Here is a 19,901-nt window from a genome sequence, read left to right on the forward strand (position 1 = left end):
GCCCGGCAAGCGCCAAGCGGGGTGTCGTTTTCTCTTGGTTACTTCTCTTTTGGACAAGCAAAAGAGAAGTAACTCGGGCGCCGTAGGCGCACGAAAGCTCTTGCCTCTGAGACACAAACCGGCCTACTGCGAAAACTGAACCTGACCCAGATATCGATCGGCGAAGGAGAACTGGTCGTTTGGCAACGGTATCGGCAATGCGTTGCATCGAGTTGCGTCGATCAGTTGATCCGCCGCCGAAGCGTACATAATTTGGCGAGTTCGAGACAGCTGACCTCATCCGTCGGTAGGTTCATCCCGACCGGATGCGAGCAGTTTGCTGCTCGGCCTGATATACCTGCTGTTGCCGGTCAAGACGACGCGCCATAAAAAGCCCAGTTGCAACGCCACCAAGCCAAAGCGCGACGGTTAGCGCTAGGCGCATCCAACGGCCAGTGTCGTACGCGCCATCGACGATGTCATTAGCCACGAATGTGCCGACGTAGTAGTAGTAGACGGCGGCGAGCAATACGGCCAGAACGATTGCCGTTCTTAATCGATATCGTGGGGCAAGGTACGCCCCCACAAGAATCACAATGAACGGGTTGAAGAAGGCCACGGCCAACTGCACTAATACCTCTGTCGGAATGAGCGCAAGGAGAGAGGCCGTAGGCTTATTGTTTTCGTCTCGATCAGCCACGTCGTACTGGTTGGCCAGAACGATCCAGCGAACCAGAATTGGGGCGAGAAGCGCGACAGCCACAGCACCCGGAAGCACTGCAATCCAGCGCAAGAATTCCTTATCTAGCCAGCGGGTGTTGTTCGTCATTTGCGGATTCCGATGATGACTGACCATTGTTCTTGTGGCGTCTGAACTCGGCGCTGGTGTTGCCCACCTGCAGGCACGGATAAGGTCCGCTACGGGTTGCGGACATTAAAAACGAGCCTATCTTATTCCCCGCGTAACCACCGCGCCGCATCGATCGCGTAGTAGGTAAGAATCGCATCCGCCCCCGCGCGCTTCATCGCCGTCAGCGATTCCAGCACCACCGACTTCTCGTCCAACCACCCATTCTGCGATGCCGCCTTCAGCATCGCGTACTCGCCGGAAACCTGGTAGACGAAGGTGGGCGCACCAAAGGTGTCTTTCACCCGGCGCAGCACGTCGAGGTACGGCAGGCCGGGCTTCACCATCACCGCGTCGGCGCCTTCAAGCAGGTCCAGCTCGACTTCGCGCAGCGCTTCGTCGCTGTTGCCCACGTCCATCTGGTAGGTGTGCTTGTTGCCCTTGCCGAGGTTCGCCGATGAACCGACCGCATCGCGGAACGGGCCGTAGAAGGCGGAAGCGTATTTCGCCGAGTAGGCGAGGATGCGGGTGTGGATGTGGCCGGCGGCTTCCAGCGCGTCACGGATCGCGCCGATGCGGCCGTCCATCATGTCCGACGGCGCCACGAAATCCATGCCCGCCTCGGCCTGGGCCAGCGACATCCTGATCAGCGCCTCGACGGTGGGCTCGTTCATCACGTAGCCGGTGTCGTCGATCAGGCCGTCCTGCCCGTGCGTGGTGTACGGGTCCAGCGCCACGTCGCCGATCAGGCCCAGCCCGGGGTACGTCGCCTTCAGCGCGCGGGTGGCGCGGTGCATCAGGTTGTCGGGGTTCCATGCCTCGGCGGCATCCTCGCTCTTCACCGCGGAACCCGGCGATGGGAACAGCGCCAGCGCCGGAATGCCCAGGCTCATGCACTCGCCGGCCAGCTTCAGCAGTTCGTCGATGGACAGCCGATCCACCCCCGGCATCGACGGCACCGGCTCACGCCGGCCTTCGCCCTCGATCACGAACGCGACCATGATCAGGTCGCTGGGCAGCAAGGTGTGCTCGCGCATCAGCGCGCGGGAGAAGGCGTCGCGGCGCATGCGGCGCATGCGGATGGCGGGAAAGCTCATGGCAGGTCCTGGCGGGTCGTATCCCGCGCATTTTAGGCCACAACGCCGAACCCGCGGCCGCGCCGCGACATCCGCGACACGCCGGCGAAACCCGGCCATAACATTTCCCGGGGCACTCTCGGTGCGGCATCCGACGCCATCCCCTCGGGAGAAAGCCTCATGAGCACGGCCCGAACCGCCACCCCGACCACCCACCGGCATCAGCCGCCCGGCGCCCGCTACCTGGGCCGGCACGCTCCGGATGCGTCGCTCGACGTGACCCTGGTGCTGCGGCGCCGGAACCCGCTGGGCACGATGGCCCCGCCTGCCTCACGCGCCGCGCGGCATGCCGACTTCGAGGCGAAATACGGCGCCGATCCGGCCGACGTGGATCGCCTGCGCAGCTTCGGCCGCCAGCATGGCCTGCAGGAACTGGCCAGCGAACCGGGGCGGCGCGCCCTGCACCTGCGCGGCACGGTGCAATCCCTGCAGCAGGCGTTCGGCGTGCAGCTGGGCCGTTACGAGCTGATGCCCGGCGGGGTGTCCTATGTCGGCTGCGCGCAGGCGCCGACCCTGCCGGATCCGTCGGTCATCGCCGTGCTGGGCCTCGACCGGCGCCCGGTCGCCCGGCCGCACTTCCGCGTGGCGCAGGCGCAGCCGGTGAACACCTACACGCCGCTGCAGGTCGGCCAGTTGTACGACTTTCCCGCCGGCATGGACGGCAGCGGCCAGGTCATCGCGATCATCGAACTGGGTGGCGGTTACCGGCAGGCCGATCTGGATACCTACTTCACGTCGCTCGGCCTGGCGACGCCCTCCATTACCGCCGTCTCCGTCGACGGCGGCAGCAACCAGCCCGGCGGCGCCGCGGATGCGGAGGTGATGCTGGACATCGAGGTCGCCGGCGCACTGGCGCCGGCGGCGAAGCTGGCCATCTATTTCGCCCCGAATACCGACCAGGGCTTCTACAACGCGATCTCGCAGGCCGCGCACGACAGCAGCCGGCCGGCCACGGCGATGTCGATCAGCTGGGGCGCTCCCGAGGACAGCTGGACCACGGCATCGCGCAACGCGATGGAAACCGCACTGGAGGACGCCGCCGTGCTCGGCGTGACGGTGACCGCGGCGGCCGGCGACAGCGGTTCCGGCGACGGCGAAAGCGATGGCCAGCCGCACGTGGATTTCCCCGCCGCCAGTCCATCCGTGCTGGCCTGCGGCGGCACGAAACTGGTCGGCGTCGGCAGCACGATCAGCAGCGAGGTGGCATGGAACGAGACCGCGGCCAACGAGGGCGCCACCGGCGGCGGCGTGAGCACTGTGTTCGCGCGGCCGGGCTGGCAGGCGGCCGCACAGGTGCCCACGGCGGCCGGAGGATTCGCCGGACGCGGCGTGCCGGACGTCGCGGGCAACGCGGACCCGCTCACCGGCTACGCCGTGCGCGTGGACGGCCAGGACGAGGTCGTCGGCGGCACCAGCGCGGTCGCGCCGTTGTGGGCCGCGCTGGTGGCTCGCCTCAACCAGCAACTCGGCCACACGCTGGGTGCGGTCCAGGCCGCCCTGTACGGTCTCGGCAACGGCGCATTCCACGACATCACCCAGGGCGACAACGGCAGCTACGCGGCGGGTCCGGGCTGGGACGCCTGCACCGGACTGGGCAGCCCGGACGGACAGGCCCTGCTCGGCGCGTTGCAGGCGGGGGCAGGCAACCCCATTCCGGCTCCGCCCGGCCACAAGCCCAAGCACGGGGGCCACAAACCCAAGCATGGCGGCCACAAGCCACCTGCGAAGGGCAGCAAGCACAAGGGCAAGCCGTAGGATCGCCCGACACGCGCAGGGCGGCCCAGCCTGCCGGATGCGGCCGGTGCTGGACGCTGGCCCACATTCACGGCAGGCTTGCTGCTTTCCGTGTCCCTGCTGGAGTCCCGATGCGCGTTACCGCCCCCACCCTGCTCGTCGATCTCGGCGGCACCAATGTCCGTTTCGGCGTGGCGGATCCATCGCGCGACAAGCCGCTGCTGACCGACAGCATCCGGCGCTACCGCGTGGCCGAGCACGACTCGCTGGTGGCTACCGCGAAGCACTACCTCGCCGACACCGGCCTCAAGGTGAGCCGCGCCATCGTGGCCGCCGCCGGGCGCATCGTCGACGGCGAGACGGTCAAGGTCACCAACAATCCGTGGGCGATCTCGGCGCACCAGACGGCCAGCGCGCTGGGCCTGGAATACGTGCACCTGGTCAACGATTTCGCCGCGCAGAGCATGGCGGTGACCCTGCTGCAGGGCGACGACCTGGTCGACGTGGGCACGGTGCCGCGCCCGGTGGTGGGCGCCGAAGCCGAGCAGACCTTCGCCGTCGTCGGCCCCGGCACCGGCCTGGGCGTGGGCGGCCTGCTGGTGCGCGGCGGCCACTGCAGCGTGCTGCAGACCGAAGGCGGCCACGCGGGCTTCGCCGCGCACACGCCGGAGGACATCGCCATCCTCGACTACCTCAACCACAAGTTCGGCCGCGTCTCCAACGAGCGGCTGATCTGCGGCCAGGGCCTGGTGAACCTGTACGACGCGATCTGCCACATGGTCGGCGCCCAGCCCGAGGCGCTCAAGCCGGAGGACATCACCGCCCGCGCGAAGGACGGCAGCTGTTCGCTGTGCACGCGCACGGTGGAGACCTTCGCCGGCATCTTCGGCAGCGTCGCCGGCGACCTGGTGCTCACGCTCGGCGCGTGGAACGGCGTCTACCTCACCGGCGGCCTGATCCCGATCCTGCTGCCGTGGCTGGAACGCGGCCGCTTCCGCGAACGCTTCGAGGCCAAGGGCCGCTTCCGCGACATCATGGAGAAGGTGCCGACCCAGGCGATCATGAACCCCGAGCCGGGCCTGCTCGGCGCGGCGGCGCTGGCGGTGCTGGAGTCGGGGCGCTCGCTGCTGCCGCGATAGCCCATCCGCCTGGCCGATCCGGGAGAAACCGCCCATGCCCCGCCACGACACCGCCTTCCTGTTCGACCTCGACGGCACGCTGATCGACAGCGTCTACCAGCACGTGCTGGCGTGGAAGGAGGCACTGGACGGGGAAGGCGTGGAGCTGTCGGTATGGCGCATCCACCGCAAGATCGGCATGAGCGGCGGGCTGTTCGCGAACATCCTGCTGCGCGAGACCGGGCTGGCGATCACCGAGGAGCGCCTCGACCGCCTGCGCCGACGGCACGCCGACGCGTTCAACCGGCAGCATGCCCAGGGTTCGGTGCGGCCGCTGCCGGGTGCGCGCGAGCTGCTGGATTACCTCACGGCGCAGGGCATCCCGTGGGCGATCGCCACCAGCGGACGGATGGAAACCGCCGCGCCCAACCTGGCGGCGCTCGGCGTCGACCCGGCGCAGGTGCCGGTGGTGACGCGCGACCAGGTGCGCCACGCCAAGCCCGATCCGGACCTGTTCCTCGCCGCCGCCGCGCGGCTGGGCGTGGACATTCGGCAATCGCTGGTGATCGGCGACAGCGTGTGGGACATGCTCGCCGCGCAGCGCGCCCGCGCGCTCGGCGTCGGCCTGCTCGCGGGCGGCTATGGCCTGGCCGAGCTGCAGCAGTCCGGCGCATTCCGCGTATACGACGACCCGGCCGACCTGTTGCGCCACGTCGATGAAGTGGCCGCGCGTGATTGAGCCTTCGACCGTCGCTGAACCGCACGCCCGCGCATCATGAAAAATTAATCCCCCATGCGCGGTCCGAGGGTAGGCTCCTTCGCCATCCGCTCACGGAGCCGCCCATGCGCCGCCTCGCCGCCAGCCTGCCGCTAGCCCTGCTGCTTGCCGCATGCTCGCCCTCGCCGGCGCCACCGCAAGCCGGCGCCGGCCGGAACGCGCCGGCGGATGCCGCACTCGGCTCGCCCGAATGGTACGTGTGGGTCGACCGCTCGCTGCACATCGGCGACAACGGCCACGGTCCCGAGCACGGCTCACCCGCATGGAACCAGGCCGTGCAAAACAAGCTGGGCCAGGAAGCGCCGCAATCGGAACCCGGCTCGCCGCAGTGGCAGCAGTCGGTGGATGCGCTGCTGCGCACGCGGCTGCCGCCGTCGTCGTAAGAGCCTGTGTGGGGCGCTTGAAGATCGTGGACAGGCTCCGACGCGGATTCAGCCCGGCGTCAGCAACGCGTCCAGGCCACCCTCGTCGAAGCTGAGCTTCTCGCGGCTGCCGCCGCCTTCGAGCACGGCTTCGGCAAGCTCCGCTTTGCGCGCTTCAGCTCCTAATGCGCTCTTCCACAGCGCCGGCACCTTCCATAAATGTACGGGGGTCCGGCCGATATGCTCAGTCGCATCGACGAGGTGGCGGCGCGAGAGGGTGCGTGCTAACGTAATTTCATGCGAATCTGCCAACGGAGACTCAGCAAGATCGTGATCCGCGTCTTTTGCAACTTGGACTTTTGCAAAAAACATCAACAAGGAGTTCTTCATGAAGAAGACAGTCAGCGGGCTTGTTCTGCTCGTAGCCCTGATATCAACTCAGGCCTTCGGCAAGACCATCACGTTGGTTTGCAATGGATGCAACCTCATAGAAAAACGCCTCCTGGCCGTTGAGGGTGGCACCGGCGACTACTACATCTTCGATTTTGTCAATCGAAACTTCGCGCACTGGAGCATCAACAGCCAAAACGCCCAGACGGTACCGCTATTGGCGAGCGAATTGGATGTATACCGCGCCGTTCAAAATTTCTACGACGCCGATGGCGGTTCACTCGACCTCTCTGTAACCGCGAATGTCTTTACCGATGAATCGGCCCCTCTACTTACACAACAAAATCAAATAAGCGCACTGTCAGACACTCGTCAAGCCACTGCTTTCGATGTGGTTACGACCCCCGTAATAAAGGAGCGAGTGGTGAGTAGTGTAGCTAACGGATCATCGCTATCGGATCGTGCAAACCAGACAATGATAGCCTTTAGGACGCTGGTAAGCTGGGCCAGTAACATCAAGATATTGGGGACCGGGATACGAATTCCGGTGAATGCCCAAATCAAGGTTCCGTTTTCTGACGGAAGTTCCGTTGTGGTCTATTTCGATTTTCCGAGCATGTCTTATGCGTACCTGAAGGGCAGCGCCAGAGATGCTGTCGGCAATCCCATTCCCGAAGACGCCATATCTGCTGCAGGCGGCCCCGATTCCACCCAGAAATATTTGTACCCGGACACCCCCGTGGGGCTCGAGTCTGGAATACGTGGAATTCAACACCTTAACGGGCTCGGCATTCCCGTCGAGATGCCACGTGTATTTTTTGGGCCATGGACCGTGGCGTGCACCAGGGTGGGTCAGTCCACGCAGTGCAACACCCAGCCCCAATAGCGATATTTGAGCCCAGGGCAAGTCCTGGGCTCAATGCCACTTCCCGGCAACACGGAGCGAATAAAATGTCGAGAGTATCGAGCCTGATCATTACGCTCTTTTTCATCACGCTCGCAAGCATGACCCTGCAACAGACATTGAACTGGCTAGTCAACGTCAAGGGGCCAGGCACCCTTGGCGAGGCCACGCCAACATTTGTACTGGCCGGCGTTGCCGCCATCCTCGCCCTGCTTCTTTTCATGCACGAACGCGGCCCCGCAGCGGGAAGGCTGTTTGCCCGCTTCAACCGGGTGTTCCTCGCGACAGCTATCATCTGCTACAGCATCATCATCGGCATCACGGCATTCAGCGTCATCAAGGCAACTTGATGACTTGAGGCGAGTTGCCCCCGCTTCACCCCGGCGCCAGCAATGCATCCAGGTCGCCCTCGTCGAAGCGCAGCCTCTCGCGGGTGCCGCCGCCTTCGAGCACGGCGGCGGCCAGTTCGGCCTTGCGCTCCTTCAGCTGCTCGATGCGCTCCTCCACCGTGCCCGAGGTGATCAGGCGGAACACGAACACCGGCTTGTCCTGGCCGATGCGGTGCGCGCGGTCGCTGGCCTGCGCCTCGGCGGCGGGGTTCCACCACGGGTCGTAGTGGATCACGGTGTCCGCGGCGGTGAGATTGAGGCCCACGCCGCCGGCCTTCAGCGAGAGCAGGAACAGCGGCACCTCGCCGTTCTGGAAGCGCTGCACCGGCTCGGCGCGGTCGCGGGTGTCGCCGGTAAGGGTGACGTAGCGGATGCGCCGGCGGTCCAGCTCGGCGGCGATCAGTTTCAGCATGCCGGTGAACTGCGAGAACAGCAGCACCTTGCGGCCCTCGTCGAGCAGCGCCGGCAGCATGTCCATCAGCAGCTCGAACTTGGCCGATTCGTTCACGCCGCGCGCCGCTTCGAGCTTGACCAGCCGCGGGTCGCAGCAGACCTGGCGCAGTTTCAGCAGCGCGTCCAGCACCACGATGCCGGAGTGCGCGATGCCGCGCTGGGCGATCACCTCGCGCAGTTCCTCGGCCAGCGACAGGCGCAGGCCTTCGTAGAGATCGCGCTGGCGCCCCTCCAGCACCACGCGGCGGGTGATCTCGGTCTTCGGCGGCAGCTCCTTCGCCACCTGCGCCTTGGTCCGGCGCAGGATGAACGGCGCGATGCGCAGGTTCAGCCGCTGCTGGCATTCCTCGTCGTGCTGCTTCTCGATCGGCACGCGGTAGAAGCGGCGGAACGCACCCTCGTCGCCGAGCAGGCCGGGCACGGCCAGGTCGACCTGCGACCACAGCTCGCCCAGATGGTTTTCCAGCGGCGTGCCGGTGAGGCAGACGTAGCGCGGCGTGCGCAGGCTGAGCAGGGCGCGGCGCGCCTGCGTGCGCGGGTTCTTCACCTGCTGCGCCTCGTCCAGCACGATCAGCGCGAACGGCTGCTTGCGCAGCGCGGCCACGTCGCGCGGCAGCAGCGCATAGCTGGTCAACACGATGTCCTGCGCGCCGAGCTGGATGAATTCCTCGGCGCGCTGCGGCCCGTGCAGAGTCAGTACGTGCAGCATCGGCGCGAAGCGCGCGATCTCCGACTGCCAGTTCGGGATCAGGCTGGTCGGTACCACCACCAGCGCCGGCTGGGTCAGCGTGCCGGCCTGCTTCAGCGCCAGGAGATGGGTGATCAGCTGCAGCGTTTTCCCCAGGCCCATGTCGTCGGCGAGCACGCCGCCGACGCCGGCTTCGGCCAGCGCGTTCAGCCAGCGCAGGCCCTCGCGCTGGTAGGGCCGCAGCTCCACGGTGAGCCCGTCGGGCACCGCGTCGCTGGCGCGTTCGGCGGCATCGCGCAGGCGCGCGGCGAAACCAAGCAGCGGTTCGGCCGCCTCCAGCGTGCCGTCGCCGGGCATCGCCGCGGCGAGTTCCTCCAGCCGGCCGGCCTGCACCCGCGGCAGGTGCAGTTTCTTGCGCGGCTTCTCCAGGTATTCGGCCAGCGGCGCCAGCAGCCCGCGCAACTCCTTCAGACGCACCGGCACGCGCCGGCGCGCGTCGACCGGCGCGTACCACACCGCGTCCTCCGGCTCGTTCGGCGCGGGGCTGAGGTTCAACTGGTGCTCGGCCAGCGCCTGCGCCACGGCCGGCAGCAGGTTGTGCCGCTGGCCGTCCAGCTCGATGCCGATCTCCAGGTCGAACGCGTGGTCGTCGGCATCCTCCACCGCCTGGCCGTACCAGTGCACCGGGCCTTCCAGCACCTCGAACGGGAAACTCGGCGCGTACTCGACCTGGAAGTTCTCTGCCTCGAGCTTGGGCCGCAAGGCCAGCCAGCGCGCCGGCGTGTTGACCTCCAGCGCGCCGGCATAGCCGGTACCGGGAAACAGCCAGGCGTCGTCGGGCAGGGTCTCGGCCACGTCCCACGGCAGGCCCTCGGTATCCACGCCGGGAGTGAGCCCGGCGCGTTCGAGCCGTTCCATCGCGCTGAGTTCCTCGGCGCGGCGGCGGATGATCTCGACCAGCTGGCTGTTGCGCACGCGCCGCACCAGTGGCTCGCCGCCCCGCCCGGGCAGGCGTTCGCCGGCGTAGTCGAAGGCCAGCCGCGCATAGCCCAGCGGCGGCGTGCCGGCGGCGAGCCGGGCATGCCGGGTCAGCGCGTGCAGGATCAGCACCGGCTTCGGCGCGAGCGCCGAGCGGCGCACCTCGCCGAACACCAGCGGCGGCGGTACCCGCGTGGCCAGCCGGCTGCCGGCCAGGCGGCCACGCAGGCGGCGGCCGTGCTCGTGTTTCAGCGGCGGCAGTTCCAGCCAGTGCGCTTCCTCGGGCGCGGCGTCGAAACGGCCCACGGTGGCGCGCTCGACGTCCAGGTACCACAGGCCGTCGATGCGCAGCAGGCGCTGGCTGTGCGGCAGCACCGGCAGCAGGCGCTGGCTGCCGTCCGGCTCCAGCTGCCAGTGCCAGTTGAGCGGATGCGACCTGCCGCGCGACAGGCGCAGGCCGGCCAGGCCGCCGAGGAAGCACGGCGCGGTATCGAGGATCTCGGCCAGCAGGGTATCGCCGACGTGGCCGCCGAGGCGCGCGTAGCTGCGGCCCTTGCGCACGTTCTGCGGCAGACCCAGCATGGTCGCGGCCAGGCGCTGCTCGTGCGGCTGCAGCGGCGACTGCGCCAGATGCCGGCTGTCCAGCGGCACCGGCCGCGCATAGCGGCCGTGCTCGACCACCGCCAGCAGCACCGGCGCCACGTCCAGCCGGGCAAACGGGGCGCCCTCTTCCGGCATCACCTCCAGGAAGAAACCGAGTACGCCATGCTCGTCGGCCACCGCCGGCTTCGGCGCGGCCAGCAGCCGCCGCCAGGCCGGCGGCAAGGCTTCGTCGTCGCCGGATGGCGGGACGGCGACGTGCTGTTTCTCGTCCGGTTGCTGCATGCGCATGCGGTCCGCGGCGACGACCAAAACATTGAGCTTAGCAGTGCGGCGGCAGGATGCGACCGTCGCCGGCGCGACAAATCGCGTCGCCGCCGGCGGGGTCAGCCGGTGCCGAACAGGCCGTGCGGATATTCCGGCTTCTGCTCGCGCGCCATCAGCGCCTTGAGCCCGTCGACCGGGGTGACCTCACCGTGCAGCACGGCGCGCACGCCCGCGCTGATCGGCAGGTCCAGGCCGTGCTTGTCGGCCAGCCGCGCCACCTCGTCGGCGGTGAGGATGCTTTCCACCACCTGCCCGATCCGGCGCACCGCCTCGTCGATCGCCACGCCCTGGCCCAGCGCCAGGCCGAGCCGGCGGTTGCGCGAGAGATCGCCGGTACAGGTCAGCACCAGGTCGCCGAGGCCGGACAGGCCGATCAGCGTCTCCGGCCGCGCGCCCAGCGCCACGCCGAGGCGCAGCATCTCGTTCATGCCGCGGGTGATCAGGCCGGCGCGGGCGTTCAGGCCCAGCTGCATGCCGTCGGCGATGCCGGTGGCGACCGCCAGCACGTTCTTCATCGCGCCGCCCAGCTCGGCGCCGAGCACGTCGCCCCCGGAATACGCGCGCAGGTTCGGCGCGTGCAGCAAGGTGGCCAGCTGCTGCGCAAACGCCGCGTCGTCCGAATGCACGGTGACCGCGCTGGGCAGGCCGGCGGCGACTTCCTTCGCGAACGACGGGCCGGTAACCACCGCCGCGGCGCGACCGGGCAGCCGTTCGGCCACCAGTTCGTGCAGGAAGCGGCCAGTGCCCGGCTCGAAGCCCTTGGTCGCCCAGGCGATCGCGGTGCCCGCATCCAGCAGCGGGGCCAGCTCGGCCAGCATCGCGGCGAACGCATGGCTGGGCACCACGATCAGCACGATCCCGGCACCGCGCACGGCGGCAGCCAGGTCGGCTTCGTAGGTCAGCTGCGCCGGCAGCTCGGTGTCCGGCAGGTAGCGCCGGTTGCGACGGCTTGTCGCCATCACCGCCAGTGCCTCGCGGTCACGCCCCCACAGCGTGGTCGGCACGCCGTTGCGCGCGGTCAGCGCCGCCAGCGCGGTGCCCCAGGAGCCGGCTCCGAGGATGGTCAGCTTCGGGTTTTCAGCCATGCACGCGGCTCAGCTGTTGAGCATGGCCGGGGCGTTGTCGCCACCCATCGCGCGGCGCTGCTGCTCGGCGAACAGCGCATCGAAGTTGATCGGCTGCAGCAGGAACGGCGGGAAGCCGCCCTCCAGCACCAGCGAGGAAATCACCTGGCGGGCATACGGGAACAGCAGGTTGGGGCAGTAGCTGCCGATGATCCCGGCATGGTCCGCCTCGCTGAAACCGGCAATGCCGAACAGGCCGGCCTGTTCCACCTCGGCCAGGTAGGCGGTGCGCTGGCCGACCGTGCAGGTCAGGGTGAGGCTGAGCACCACCTCGTACAGGTTGTTGCCCAGGTCGGTGGCTTTCTGGCCCAGGTTCAGCTGCACCTGCGGCTGATCCTTCTCGTCGAGTTCCTGGAAGATCTGCGGCGCATTCGGCGCCTCGAAGGACACGTCCTTCACGTAGATCTTCTGCATCACCAGCTGCGGCTGACTGGCCTGGCCATTGGCCTGGTCGTTGGTGATCTCTTGTGCCATCGGGGAGTTCCTCGGGTTTCGGTGTCGTGTATAAAAGAGGTCGATTGTTCCATACAACACCACCGCGCGCACGCCGGAAGCCGCCCGGTCGACCGGGGCGGATTGCGCACGGCCTTGTTTTTCTGCGAGAATGCGCGGCTCGCCTCTGTCGACCCGGTGCTTCCGGGCGGTCCGCCACGCGGTACGGACCCCACGATCATGCGTTGCGACAACTCCAGCATCGCGTGGCGCATGGCGCCGCTGGGCCGATCTCACCCTGGCCAACGGGTGTCAACCAAGAATTACGGAGGTCGTCATGGCCCGTGTATGTCAAGTCACCGGTAAGGGTGTGCAGAGCGGCAACAACGTCTCGCATGCCAACAACCGCACCCGTCGCCGCTGGTTGCCGAACCTGCATGAGCGTCGCTTCTGGGTGCCCAGCGAGAACCGCTGGATCAAGCTGCGCGTTTCCAACAACGCCCTGCGCACGATCGACAAGAATGGCATCGAGGCCGTGATTGCCGAGATGCGCGCCCGCGGCGAAAAGGTCTGAGGATTGAGCCATGGCTAACAAATCGCAAGACAAGATCCGCATGATCTCCTCGGCCGGCACCGGCCACTTCTACACCACGCAGAAGAACAAGAAGAACACGCCGGAAAAGTTCGAGTTCAAGAAGTACGATCCGGTCGTGCGCAAGCACGTGATCTACAAGGAAGGCAAGATCAAGTGACATTCTGGCGCGTCCGCGCGTAGCGCGTACGCCTTTGCCAGAACGTCATCCCGGCGCAGGCCGGGATCACCTCTGCTTCTGCAACAGCGAGACTGATACCTCCAGGAAAACCCGCCCTCGTGGCGGGTTTTCTTTTGCTCGAATGGAATGGCCTGACCGACGCGCCATGGCGAACCTGGTCATCCATGTTGCTTTTGCGCAAGGCCCGATGGATGACCAGCTCCGCCGTTGAAAAGCTCCTCCGGCCTTCGCCGGAATGACGAAGTTCGGAGATTATTCGGGTCTCCCCGCAGACCCAAATAAACAAAACCCGCCACGAAGGCGGGTTTTGTCGAACCGTTGTGCCGCCGGACGAATCAGGCCGTCGCGACGCTGTAGCCCTTGAGCCGTTGCGCGAACTCCTGCAGGGCGCGGATGCCGCTTTCCTCGGCTTCGTGGATCCACTGCTGCAGGCCCTTCAGCGCCTGCTCGGCACCACGCTGTTCCATCAACGCCGCAAGGCGGGTGCGGAAGTCGCACACGGTCTTCAGCGTCGGGCGCCGCGCAAGCACGGCCTGCATGCGGTCGCGGCCTTCGTTGTCGAGCCAGCGGCCGCCATCGGCCAGCGCCAGGCGCATGCGGCGCGGCATCGACTTGATGCTCTCGCCGGCGTGCTGCGCCTCGTCGCTGATGGTCGGCAGGATCACGCCGCGGTAGTAGTCGGTCATCGCCTGGAAGCGATGGGTGAGCACGGCCCTCAGCGTATCGGCATCGGGCAGGCGCACGTTCGGGCGCACGTCCAGCGACGGCGCCACGCGCAGCACCTTGGCCAGGCCCAGCGCGCGCAGGCCGCAGATCGCCGCCCAGCCGATGTCGAACTCCCACTTGCGCAGCGCGAACTTGGCCGAGCTGGGGAACGCGTGGTGGTTGTTGTGCAGCTCCTCGCCGCCGATCCAGAAACCCCATGGGATCAGGTTGCGCGCGGTGTCGGCGCTCTCGAAGTTGCGGTAGCCGGCCCAGTGGCCGATGCCGTTGACGAAGCCGGCGGCCCAGAACGGGATCCAGACCATCTGCACGGCCCACAGCGCGGCGCCGATCACGCCGAACAGGGCCAGGTCGATCAGCAGCATCAGGGCCGGGCCCCAGTACGGATGCGCGCCGTAAACCTTGTGCTCGACCCAGTCGTCCGGGGTGCCGCGACCGTACTGCTCCATGTCCTGCTTCGACTCGCAGGCATCGCGGTACAGCGAGACGCCGTCCCAGAACACCTTCTTGATGCCGTAGATCATCGGGCTGTGCGGGTCTTCCTCGGTCTCGACCTTGGCGTGATGCTTGCGATGCACCGCCACCCACTCGCGGGTGACCATGCCGGTGGTCAGCCAGCCCCAGAAACGGAAGAAATGCGCCAGCGCCGGGTGGAAATCGACACCGCGATGGGTCTGGCTGCGGTGCAGGTACAGCGTCACCGTGAAGATGGTGAGCTGGGTCACGATCAGCATGTAGACCAGCATCTGGCCCCAGCTTGCGCCGGTAAAACCGTCGTTCAGGAAATTGAGTACGGCGTCGAGCATGGAAGGCACCGGGTGAGGGATGGGGCAGTGTAGATCGGGGGTTTCCATACCCGCCAGCACGGCGAACCGCGGATGATAGCAGCCGGTCAAGAGCGGGGCGCTAAAGTGACGTTATTCGCGCCCGCAGCCTGCGCCTGTTGTCTAACGGTGGGGGCGCCGTGACAATCACGCAATGACCCCGCGCATTTCCGATTCACCCCGCACCGTCCTGCGACTGCACCGGCTCAGCCGCCGCCGCGCCGGCCGCGCCGCCGTGCAGGACCTCAGCCTGGAGCTGCAAGCCGGCCAGGTGATGGGCTTGCTGGGCGTGAACGGCGCCGGCAAATCCACCACCTTGTCGATGATCGCCGGCGCGCTCAGGCCCGACAGCGGCGGCATCGAGCTGAACGGCGAGGATTTCCTGGAGCACCCGGTACTGGCCCGCACGCAGATCGGCTGGCTGCCGGAACGCGCGCCGGTCTGGGCCGAACTCAGCGTCGAGGAGCATCTCGACGCGCACGGCCGCCTGCGCGGCATGGCCGGCGCCGCGCTGCGCCAGGCGCGCACCGCGATCATCGAGCGGCTGGAGCTGCAGCCGCTGGCACGGCGCCTGGCCGGCGTGCTGTCGCAAGGCCAGCGCCAGCGCCTCGGCCTGGCCTGCGCGCTGCTGCACCGCCCTGCGCTGCTGGTGCTGGACGAGCCGGCCAACGCGCTCGATCCGGTGCAGGTGGCCGCGCTGCGCGCGCTGATCCGCGAGCAGGCCGCGGCCGGCACCGCGGTGATCCTGTCCACCCACCTGCTGGCCGAAGTCACGGCCGTGTGCGACCGCGTGGCGATCCTGCACGAGGGCACGCTGCGCCACGACGGCCCGGTGCGCGCCGACGACCACGCGGCGCTGGAAAAAACCTTCTTCGGGATCGCGATGAACGGCGGCACCGAACCGGCGCGCGCCGCATGAGCCACGCTTTCGTGAACACCCTCGCCGTGACGCGGCTGGAATGGCGCCGGCTGCTGGTGCGCCCGCTGGCCTGGGTACTCGCCGCGCTCACCCTGGCCTGGCTGGCGTGGAACTTCACCCTGCTGCTGGGCGGTTTCCTCGCCGGGCAGATCCAGCGCGCCGCGCTGCCGGACGGTCCCGGCTTCATCGACCTGGTCGGCGTGCCGCTGCTGGCCCAGCTGGCCCAGCTGGCGTTCCTGGTGGTGCCGTTGCTGTGCATGTCGGCGCTCGCCGGCGAGCGCCGCAACGGCACCCTGCCGCTGCTGTTCGCCGCCGGCGTGCCGGCCTGGCGCATCGTGCTGGGCAAGTACCTGGCGGTGCTGGGCTGGCTGCTGCTGTGGCTGGCGCTGACCCTGGCGATGCCGCTGGCGCTGATGCACGCCACGCACTTCGACTGGGGCAAGCTGGCCGCCGCCACGCTGGGGCTGGCGCTGATGCTGGCCGCGCTGGCCGCGATCGGCGTGGCCTGCTCGAGCTTCGCCTCGCACCCGGCGCTGGCCGCTGCCGCCGCGCTGGTGGTCGCGCTGGCGCTGTGGGGCGTGAACCTGGGCGCGCAGATGGCCGGCGTCAACGGCGGCGCGATCAACTGGCTGGCGATGAGTACGCACCTGCAGCCGATGCTGCGCGGCCTGGTCTCGACCAACGACATCGTGTGGTTCGTGCTGCTGATCGCGCTGGCGCTGGCGCTGGCCGCGCGCCGGCTCGATGCCGACAAGGAGCGCGGCTGATGCGCAACCTGTTCAGGCGTCTGGACGGCTGGTTGTTCGCCTTGCTGCTGGTGCTGGCAGCCGGCGCGATCGGTTACCTCAGCACGCGCTACGCACGCCAGGCCGACTGGACCGCCAACGGCCGCGCTAGCCTGTCGGCGGAAAGCCGCGCCGTGCTGGCGCGCTTCGACAGCCCGGTGGAAATCGTCAGCTACGCGAACCCGCAGGGCGACCTGCGCCGGACCGTGGCCGGTTTCCTGCAGCGCTACCAGGCGGTGAAGCCCGACCTCGGCCTGCGCTTCGTCGACCCGCAGTTGGATCCGGCGAAGATGCGCGAGCTGGGCATCACCGTCGACGGCGCGCTGATCCTGCATTACAAGGATCGCGAGCAACGGCTGGACGAGTTGTCCGAGCGCAGCCTCACCAACGCACTGGAGCGGCTGCTGCGCGGCAGCGACCGTATCGTGGCCTTCGTCGCCGGCGACGGCGAGCGCCGCGCGGACGGCCAGGCCAATGCCGACCTCGGCACCTTCATGGCGCAGTTGGAAGCGCGCGGCATGCGCGCGGTGCCGCTGAACTTCGCGCAAGTGCCCGCGGTGCCCGAACACACCGACCTGGTGGTGCTGGCCAGCCCGACCCTGGCGCTGCCGCCGGGCGCGGTGCAGGCACTGGTCGGCTACGTGCAGAACGGCGGCAACCTGCTGTGGCTGACCGAGCCGGCAAACGACGACCTCGGCCTCGGCCCGCTCGCTGCCGCGCTCGGCGTGCGCGTGCTGCCCGGCGTGCTGGTCGACGGTTCCGGGGCCGCGCTCGGCCTGCACGACCCGCGCCTGATCGCGCTGGGCGACTACCCGGCGCAGGCGATCACCCGCGGCTTCACCCTGACCACGCTGTTCCCGCAAGCCTCCGCGCTGGCGCAGCTGGCGCAGGGCGGCTGGGCGGTCAAGCCGTTCCTGCGCTCCGGCGCGCAGAGCTGGACCGAGTTCCGGCCGATCGACAACAGCAAGCCCTCGGAGATCCGCTACGACGCCGATGCCGGCGAGCTGAAAGGACCGCTGGACTTCGGCTTCGCGCTGAGCCGGCTGTCGCCCAGCCCGGACAAGAGCGAACAGCGCGCGGTGGTGATCGGCGACGGCGACTTCCTCTCCAACACCTTCCTCGGCAACGGCGGCAACCGCGCGCTGGGCGAGCGCGTGTTCGACTGGCTGCTGGGCGACGACAAGCTGGTCCAGTTGCCGCCGCGCGGCGCGCCGGACCGGCTGCTGGAAATCTCGCAAGCCGGCTTGAACGCGCTGAGCCTCGGCTTCCTGGTCGTGCTGCCGTTGTTGCTGCTGCTGGCCGGTGCCCTGATCGCGTGGCGCCGGCGGCGGCGCTGAGCGATGAAGCGCGCCACCCGCCAGCGCCTGCTCCTGCTGCTCGCCGCGATGGCGCTGCTGGCGCTGGCGTCCTGGCAGTGGCAACGCGATGCCCGCCACGCCACCGGCAGCCTCACCGCGCTCGATCCGGCCGCCATCACGCACGTCGCGCTCACCCTGCCCGATGCGCCGACCCAGCACTATGAAAAGCGCGACGGCCACTGGTGGCGCCTCGACGGCACGCCGCAACGCGCCAACGATGCCCGCCTCAACGACCTCGCCGGCACCGCCGCCGCACCCGTGCTGAGCTGGCGCCCGGCCGGCGATTTCGATCCGGCGAAGATCGGCCTGGCGCCGCCGCGGGCGTCGCTGGTGCTGGACGGGCAGACGCTGGAATTCGGCGAGGGCTCGGTCACCGGGCCGCAACATTACGTGCGCGTGGGCCGGCGCATCGCGCTGGTGTCGACCCGCTACATGCCGCGCTCGCCGGCCACCTCCACCACCGAGCTGCACTGAGCGCCGTGCCCGAGCTGCCCGAAGTCGAGACCACCCGCCGCGGCATCGCGCCGTACGTGATCGGGCGCCGCGTCACCGACGTGATCCTGCGCCGGCCCGACCTGCGCTGGCCGATTCCGCCGGAGATCAGCGAACGGCTGCCCGGCCAGCGCATCGACGCGGTGGAGCGGCGCGCGAAATACCTGCTGCTGCACACCGCGGCCGGCAGCGCGCTGCTGCACCTGGGCATGTCCGGCGTGCTGCGCGTGCTGCCGCCGGACGCGCCGATCGGCAAGCACGACCACGTCGACATCGCGCTGGAGCGCACCCCGGAGCAGGCGCCGCGCATCCTGCGCTTCACCGACCCGCGCCGCTTCGGCTGCCTGCTGTGGCAGCCGCCCGGCGAGACGCATGAACTGCTGGCGAGGCTCGGTCCGGAGCCGCTGACCGACGCCTTCGACGGCGACCTGCTGTGGCATCTCTCGCGCGGCCGCACGGCGGCAGTGAAATTGTTCCTGATGGACAACGCCGTCGTCGTCGGCGTGGGCAACATCTACGCGAGCGAGGCGCTGTTCCGCGCCGGCATCGACCCGCGCAAGCCGGCCGGCAGCGTCTCGCGGGCACGCTACGCGCGGCTCGCCGCCGAGGTGAAACGCCTGCTGGCCTGGGCGATCGAGCGCGGCGGCACCACCCTGCGCGACTTCCTCAACCCCGACGGCGCGCCCGGCTACTTCTTCCGCGAGCTGATGGTCTACGGCCGCGCAGGCGAACCGTGCCACGCCTGCGGCACGCCGATCCGCCAGGTCACGCTGGGGCAGCGCTCGACGTTCTGGTGCCCGCACTGCCAGCGCTGAGCCGAGCCCATACCGATATCAGGACATGACCTATTTGCTGTCCGACACCACTGGCACGGGCAGGCTTTGCAGCGGCCCGACTTCGACCGTGCCCATTTCAGCGGCCGACAACTCCCACACCTGGTCTTTCAGCCGGGCGTAAGCTGCGGCCGACTACAGCGCCGGCGTGTAGTAGTCGGTGCCGCGCACCGGCGTGCCACCCAAAACCACCGGCGCGCCGTCGTCGCGCTGCAGCGGCGACCCGGCCCCACCCCGCAACAACACGGTCACGTTGTTGCCGCCCAAACCGGTGCGGCTGCCGGTGGCCCGGGCGAGCTCCCGGCGCAGCGCATTATCGAGTCGCTTCAGCCCCTGCGCGTCCCCGTATTCCGCGTAAACCCGGCGACCTCGCTCGATGGCACGCTGACGTTCATCCGGGTTGAGCTGCGCCCAGTACCGCTCGCGCTGAGCCAGCAGGTCGGCATAGCCACGACCAGCCGCCAGATCCATCCACGCATAGGCCAGCGCGCGATCCTGCGGCACGCCATCGCCGTTCCAGTACATCGCCGCGATGGTCGCCTGCGAGGGCTTGTCCGCAAAACGCGCCGCCTTGAGAAACAGAACCAATGCCTGCTCCTTGCTGCCTGCCTGGTAGCTCCTGATGGCAGCGTCACGGTAGAACAGGTCGGGATGCCGCGAATTCACCTGACTCTTGTCGAGCAGGGCGATCTGCTGGCCCAGATCGCTCGCCTGCGCCAACCCGGGCACGCATAGGGCCGGGGCGGCCAACAAACTCACTGCCACAAGACAACTCGCGCAACGGATGGGCACGACGGCTTCGCTCCTGCTCGCTTTCGACTGTCCCCACTTTGTACGCAAAGGGCGGGGCAGGTTCAACGCACAGCCCTTGTAGGGCGGACACTGTCCGCCGGCTTTCTGATCCGGATTCCAGGCGTTTCGGCAAGTGCGGCGGGCGGTGCCCGCCCTACGGGGT

At 68.3% G+C, this 19,901-nt stretch carries 21 protein-coding genes; 13 read left to right on the plus strand and 8 right to left on the minus strand.

Annotation, left to right across the window (positions count from 1 at the left end):
- Positions 1–292: 292 nt before the first annotated feature.
- Together AC3WRN_RS13850 and hemB are read right to left on the minus strand one after the other, a co-directional pair.
- Positions 293–808, minus strand: a complete 516-nt coding sequence (locus AC3WRN_RS13850) for a hypothetical protein (protein ID WP_492623389.1) — start codon at positions 806–808, stop codon at positions 293–295.
- 122 nt (positions 809–930) lie between these two features.
- Positions 931–1,923, minus strand: a complete 993-nt coding sequence (hemB, locus tag AC3WRN_RS13855; protein WP_492623390.1) for a porphobilinogen synthase — start codon at positions 1,921–1,923, stop codon at positions 931–933.
- 159 nt (positions 1,924–2,082) lie between these two features.
- On the opposite strand from hemB, the gene AC3WRN_RS13860 reads away from it, so the two are divergent.
- The 4 genes from AC3WRN_RS13860 to AC3WRN_RS13875 all read left to right on the plus strand — a co-directional run bounded on the left by AC3WRN_RS13860 (position 2,083) and on the right by AC3WRN_RS13875 (position 5,975).
- Positions 2,083–3,717 (plus strand): S53 family peptidase, encoded by a 1,635-nt coding sequence (locus AC3WRN_RS13860; RefSeq protein WP_492623391.1) that lies wholly within the window; start codon positions 2,083–2,085, stop codon positions 3,715–3,717.
- 110 nt (positions 3,718–3,827) lie between these two features.
- Complete coding sequence (glk, locus tag AC3WRN_RS13865) at positions 3,828–4,835, plus strand: glucokinase (protein WP_492623392.1); 1,008 nt, start codon at positions 3,828–3,830, stop codon at positions 4,833–4,835.
- A 34-nt stretch (positions 4,836–4,869) separates the two neighbouring features.
- A complete protein-coding gene (locus AC3WRN_RS13870; RefSeq protein ID WP_068092872.1) occupies positions 4,870–5,553 on the plus strand; it encodes an HAD family hydrolase in 684 nt (227 codons plus the stop codon).
- A gap of 104 nt (positions 5,554–5,657) precedes the next feature.
- Positions 5,658–5,975 carry a hypothetical protein gene (locus AC3WRN_RS13875; RefSeq protein ID WP_492623393.1) on the plus strand — a complete coding sequence of 106 codons (318 nt, stop codon included), beginning with the start codon at positions 5,658–5,660 and terminating at the stop codon, positions 5,973–5,975.
- Positions 5,976–6,023: 48 nt separating this feature from the next.
- On the opposite strand, the gene AC3WRN_RS13880 is transcribed toward AC3WRN_RS13875, so the two are convergent.
- Positions 6,024–6,344 carry a hypothetical protein gene (locus AC3WRN_RS13880; protein ID WP_492623454.1) on the minus strand — a complete coding sequence of 107 codons (321 nt, stop codon included), beginning with the start codon at positions 6,342–6,344 and terminating at the stop codon, positions 6,024–6,026.
- Here AC3WRN_RS13880 and AC3WRN_RS13885 point away from each other — a divergent pair.
- Together AC3WRN_RS13885 and AC3WRN_RS13890 are read left to right on the plus strand one after the other, a co-directional pair.
- The gene (locus AC3WRN_RS13885; RefSeq protein ID WP_492623394.1) at positions 6,343–7,230 is read left to right on the plus strand and encodes a hypothetical protein; all 888 of its coding nucleotides are present in this window, start codon (positions 6,343–6,345) and stop codon (positions 7,228–7,230) included. The two genes, AC3WRN_RS13880 and AC3WRN_RS13885, sit on opposite strands and share 2 nt — an antisense overlap.
- Positions 7,231–7,295: 65 nt before the next feature.
- Positions 7,296–7,598 carry a hypothetical protein gene (locus AC3WRN_RS13890; RefSeq protein WP_492623395.1) on the plus strand — a complete coding sequence of 101 codons (303 nt, stop codon included), beginning with the start codon at positions 7,296–7,298 and terminating at the stop codon, positions 7,596–7,598.
- 25 nt (positions 7,599–7,623) lie between these two features.
- Here the strand turns inward: AC3WRN_RS13890 and AC3WRN_RS13895 are convergent, their stop codons facing one another.
- The 3 genes from AC3WRN_RS13895 to secB form a co-directional block, all read right to left on the minus strand.
- Entirely contained in the window at positions 7,624–10,641 is a 3,018-nt protein-coding gene (locus AC3WRN_RS13895) for a DEAD/DEAH box helicase (RefSeq protein WP_492623452.1), read from the minus strand.
- Positions 10,642–10,742: 101 nt separating this feature from the next.
- Positions 10,743–11,768 (minus strand): NAD(P)H-dependent glycerol-3-phosphate dehydrogenase, encoded by a 1,026-nt coding sequence (locus AC3WRN_RS13900; RefSeq protein ID WP_068092867.1) that lies wholly within the window; start codon positions 11,766–11,768, stop codon positions 10,743–10,745.
- Between the two features lie 9 nt (positions 11,769–11,777).
- Positions 11,778–12,281 (minus strand): protein-export chaperone SecB, encoded by a 504-nt coding sequence (secB, locus tag AC3WRN_RS13905; RefSeq protein ID WP_068092865.1) that lies wholly within the window; start codon positions 12,279–12,281, stop codon positions 11,778–11,780.
- 295 nt (positions 12,282–12,576) lie between these two features.
- On the opposite strand from secB, the gene rpmB reads away from it, so the two are divergent.
- Both rpmB and rpmG read left to right on the plus strand, forming a co-directional pair.
- Positions 12,577–12,813 carry a 50S ribosomal protein L28 gene (rpmB, locus tag AC3WRN_RS13910; protein ID WP_007513766.1) on the plus strand — a complete coding sequence of 79 codons (237 nt, stop codon included), beginning with the start codon at positions 12,577–12,579 and terminating at the stop codon, positions 12,811–12,813.
- A gap of 10 nt (positions 12,814–12,823) precedes the next feature.
- A complete protein-coding gene (gene rpmG / locus AC3WRN_RS13915) occupies positions 12,824–12,991 on the plus strand; it encodes a 50S ribosomal protein L33 (protein ID WP_007513765.1) in 168 nt (55 codons plus the stop codon).
- 356 nt (positions 12,992–13,347) lie between these two features.
- Here rpmG and AC3WRN_RS13920 read toward each other — a convergent pair whose 3' ends face one another.
- Positions 13,348–14,541, minus strand: a complete 1,194-nt coding sequence (locus tag AC3WRN_RS13920) for a DesA family fatty acid desaturase (RefSeq protein ID WP_492623396.1) — start codon at positions 14,539–14,541, stop codon at positions 13,348–13,350.
- Between the two features lie 172 nt (positions 14,542–14,713).
- On the opposite strand from AC3WRN_RS13920, the gene AC3WRN_RS13925 reads away from it, so the two are divergent.
- Genes AC3WRN_RS13925 through mutM form a run of 5 tightly spaced genes read left to right on the plus strand, consistent with a single transcriptional unit; the run spans position 14,714 to position 18,928 of the window.
- Entirely contained in the window at positions 14,714–15,478 is a 765-nt protein-coding gene (locus AC3WRN_RS13925) for an ABC transporter ATP-binding protein (protein ID WP_492623397.1), read from the plus strand.
- Positions 15,475–16,245 carry an ABC transporter permease gene (locus AC3WRN_RS13930; protein ID WP_492623398.1) on the plus strand — a complete coding sequence of 257 codons (771 nt, stop codon included), beginning with the start codon at positions 15,475–15,477 and terminating at the stop codon, positions 16,243–16,245. Before AC3WRN_RS13925 ends, AC3WRN_RS13930 begins: the two co-directional genes overlap by 4 nt.
- On the plus strand, positions 16,245–17,600 hold the full coding sequence (locus AC3WRN_RS13935; protein ID WP_492623399.1) for a GldG family protein: 1,356 nt from the start codon (positions 16,245–16,247) through the stop codon (positions 17,598–17,600). Before AC3WRN_RS13930 ends, AC3WRN_RS13935 begins: the two co-directional genes overlap by 1 nt.
- 3 nt (positions 17,601–17,603) lie before the next feature.
- Positions 17,604–18,095: a hypothetical protein gene (locus AC3WRN_RS13940; protein ID WP_492623400.1), complete on the plus strand. Its 492-nt coding sequence runs from the start codon at positions 17,604–17,606 to the stop codon at positions 18,093–18,095.
- 5 nt (positions 18,096–18,100) lie between these two features.
- Positions 18,101–18,928: a bifunctional DNA-formamidopyrimidine glycosylase/DNA-(apurinic or apyrimidinic site) lyase gene (gene mutM, locus AC3WRN_RS13945; RefSeq protein WP_492623401.1), complete on the plus strand. Its 828-nt coding sequence runs from the start codon at positions 18,101–18,103 to the stop codon at positions 18,926–18,928.
- Between the two features lie 153 nt (positions 18,929–19,081).
- On the opposite strand, the gene AC3WRN_RS13950 is transcribed toward mutM, so the two are convergent.
- Positions 19,082–19,711, minus strand: a complete 630-nt coding sequence (locus AC3WRN_RS13950) for an SEL1-like repeat protein (RefSeq protein WP_492623402.1) — start codon at positions 19,709–19,711, stop codon at positions 19,082–19,084.
- Positions 19,712–19,901: the final 190 nt, after the last annotated feature.

It is taken from the genome of Rhodanobacter sp. FW101-FHT13A11, assembly GCF_058790335.1.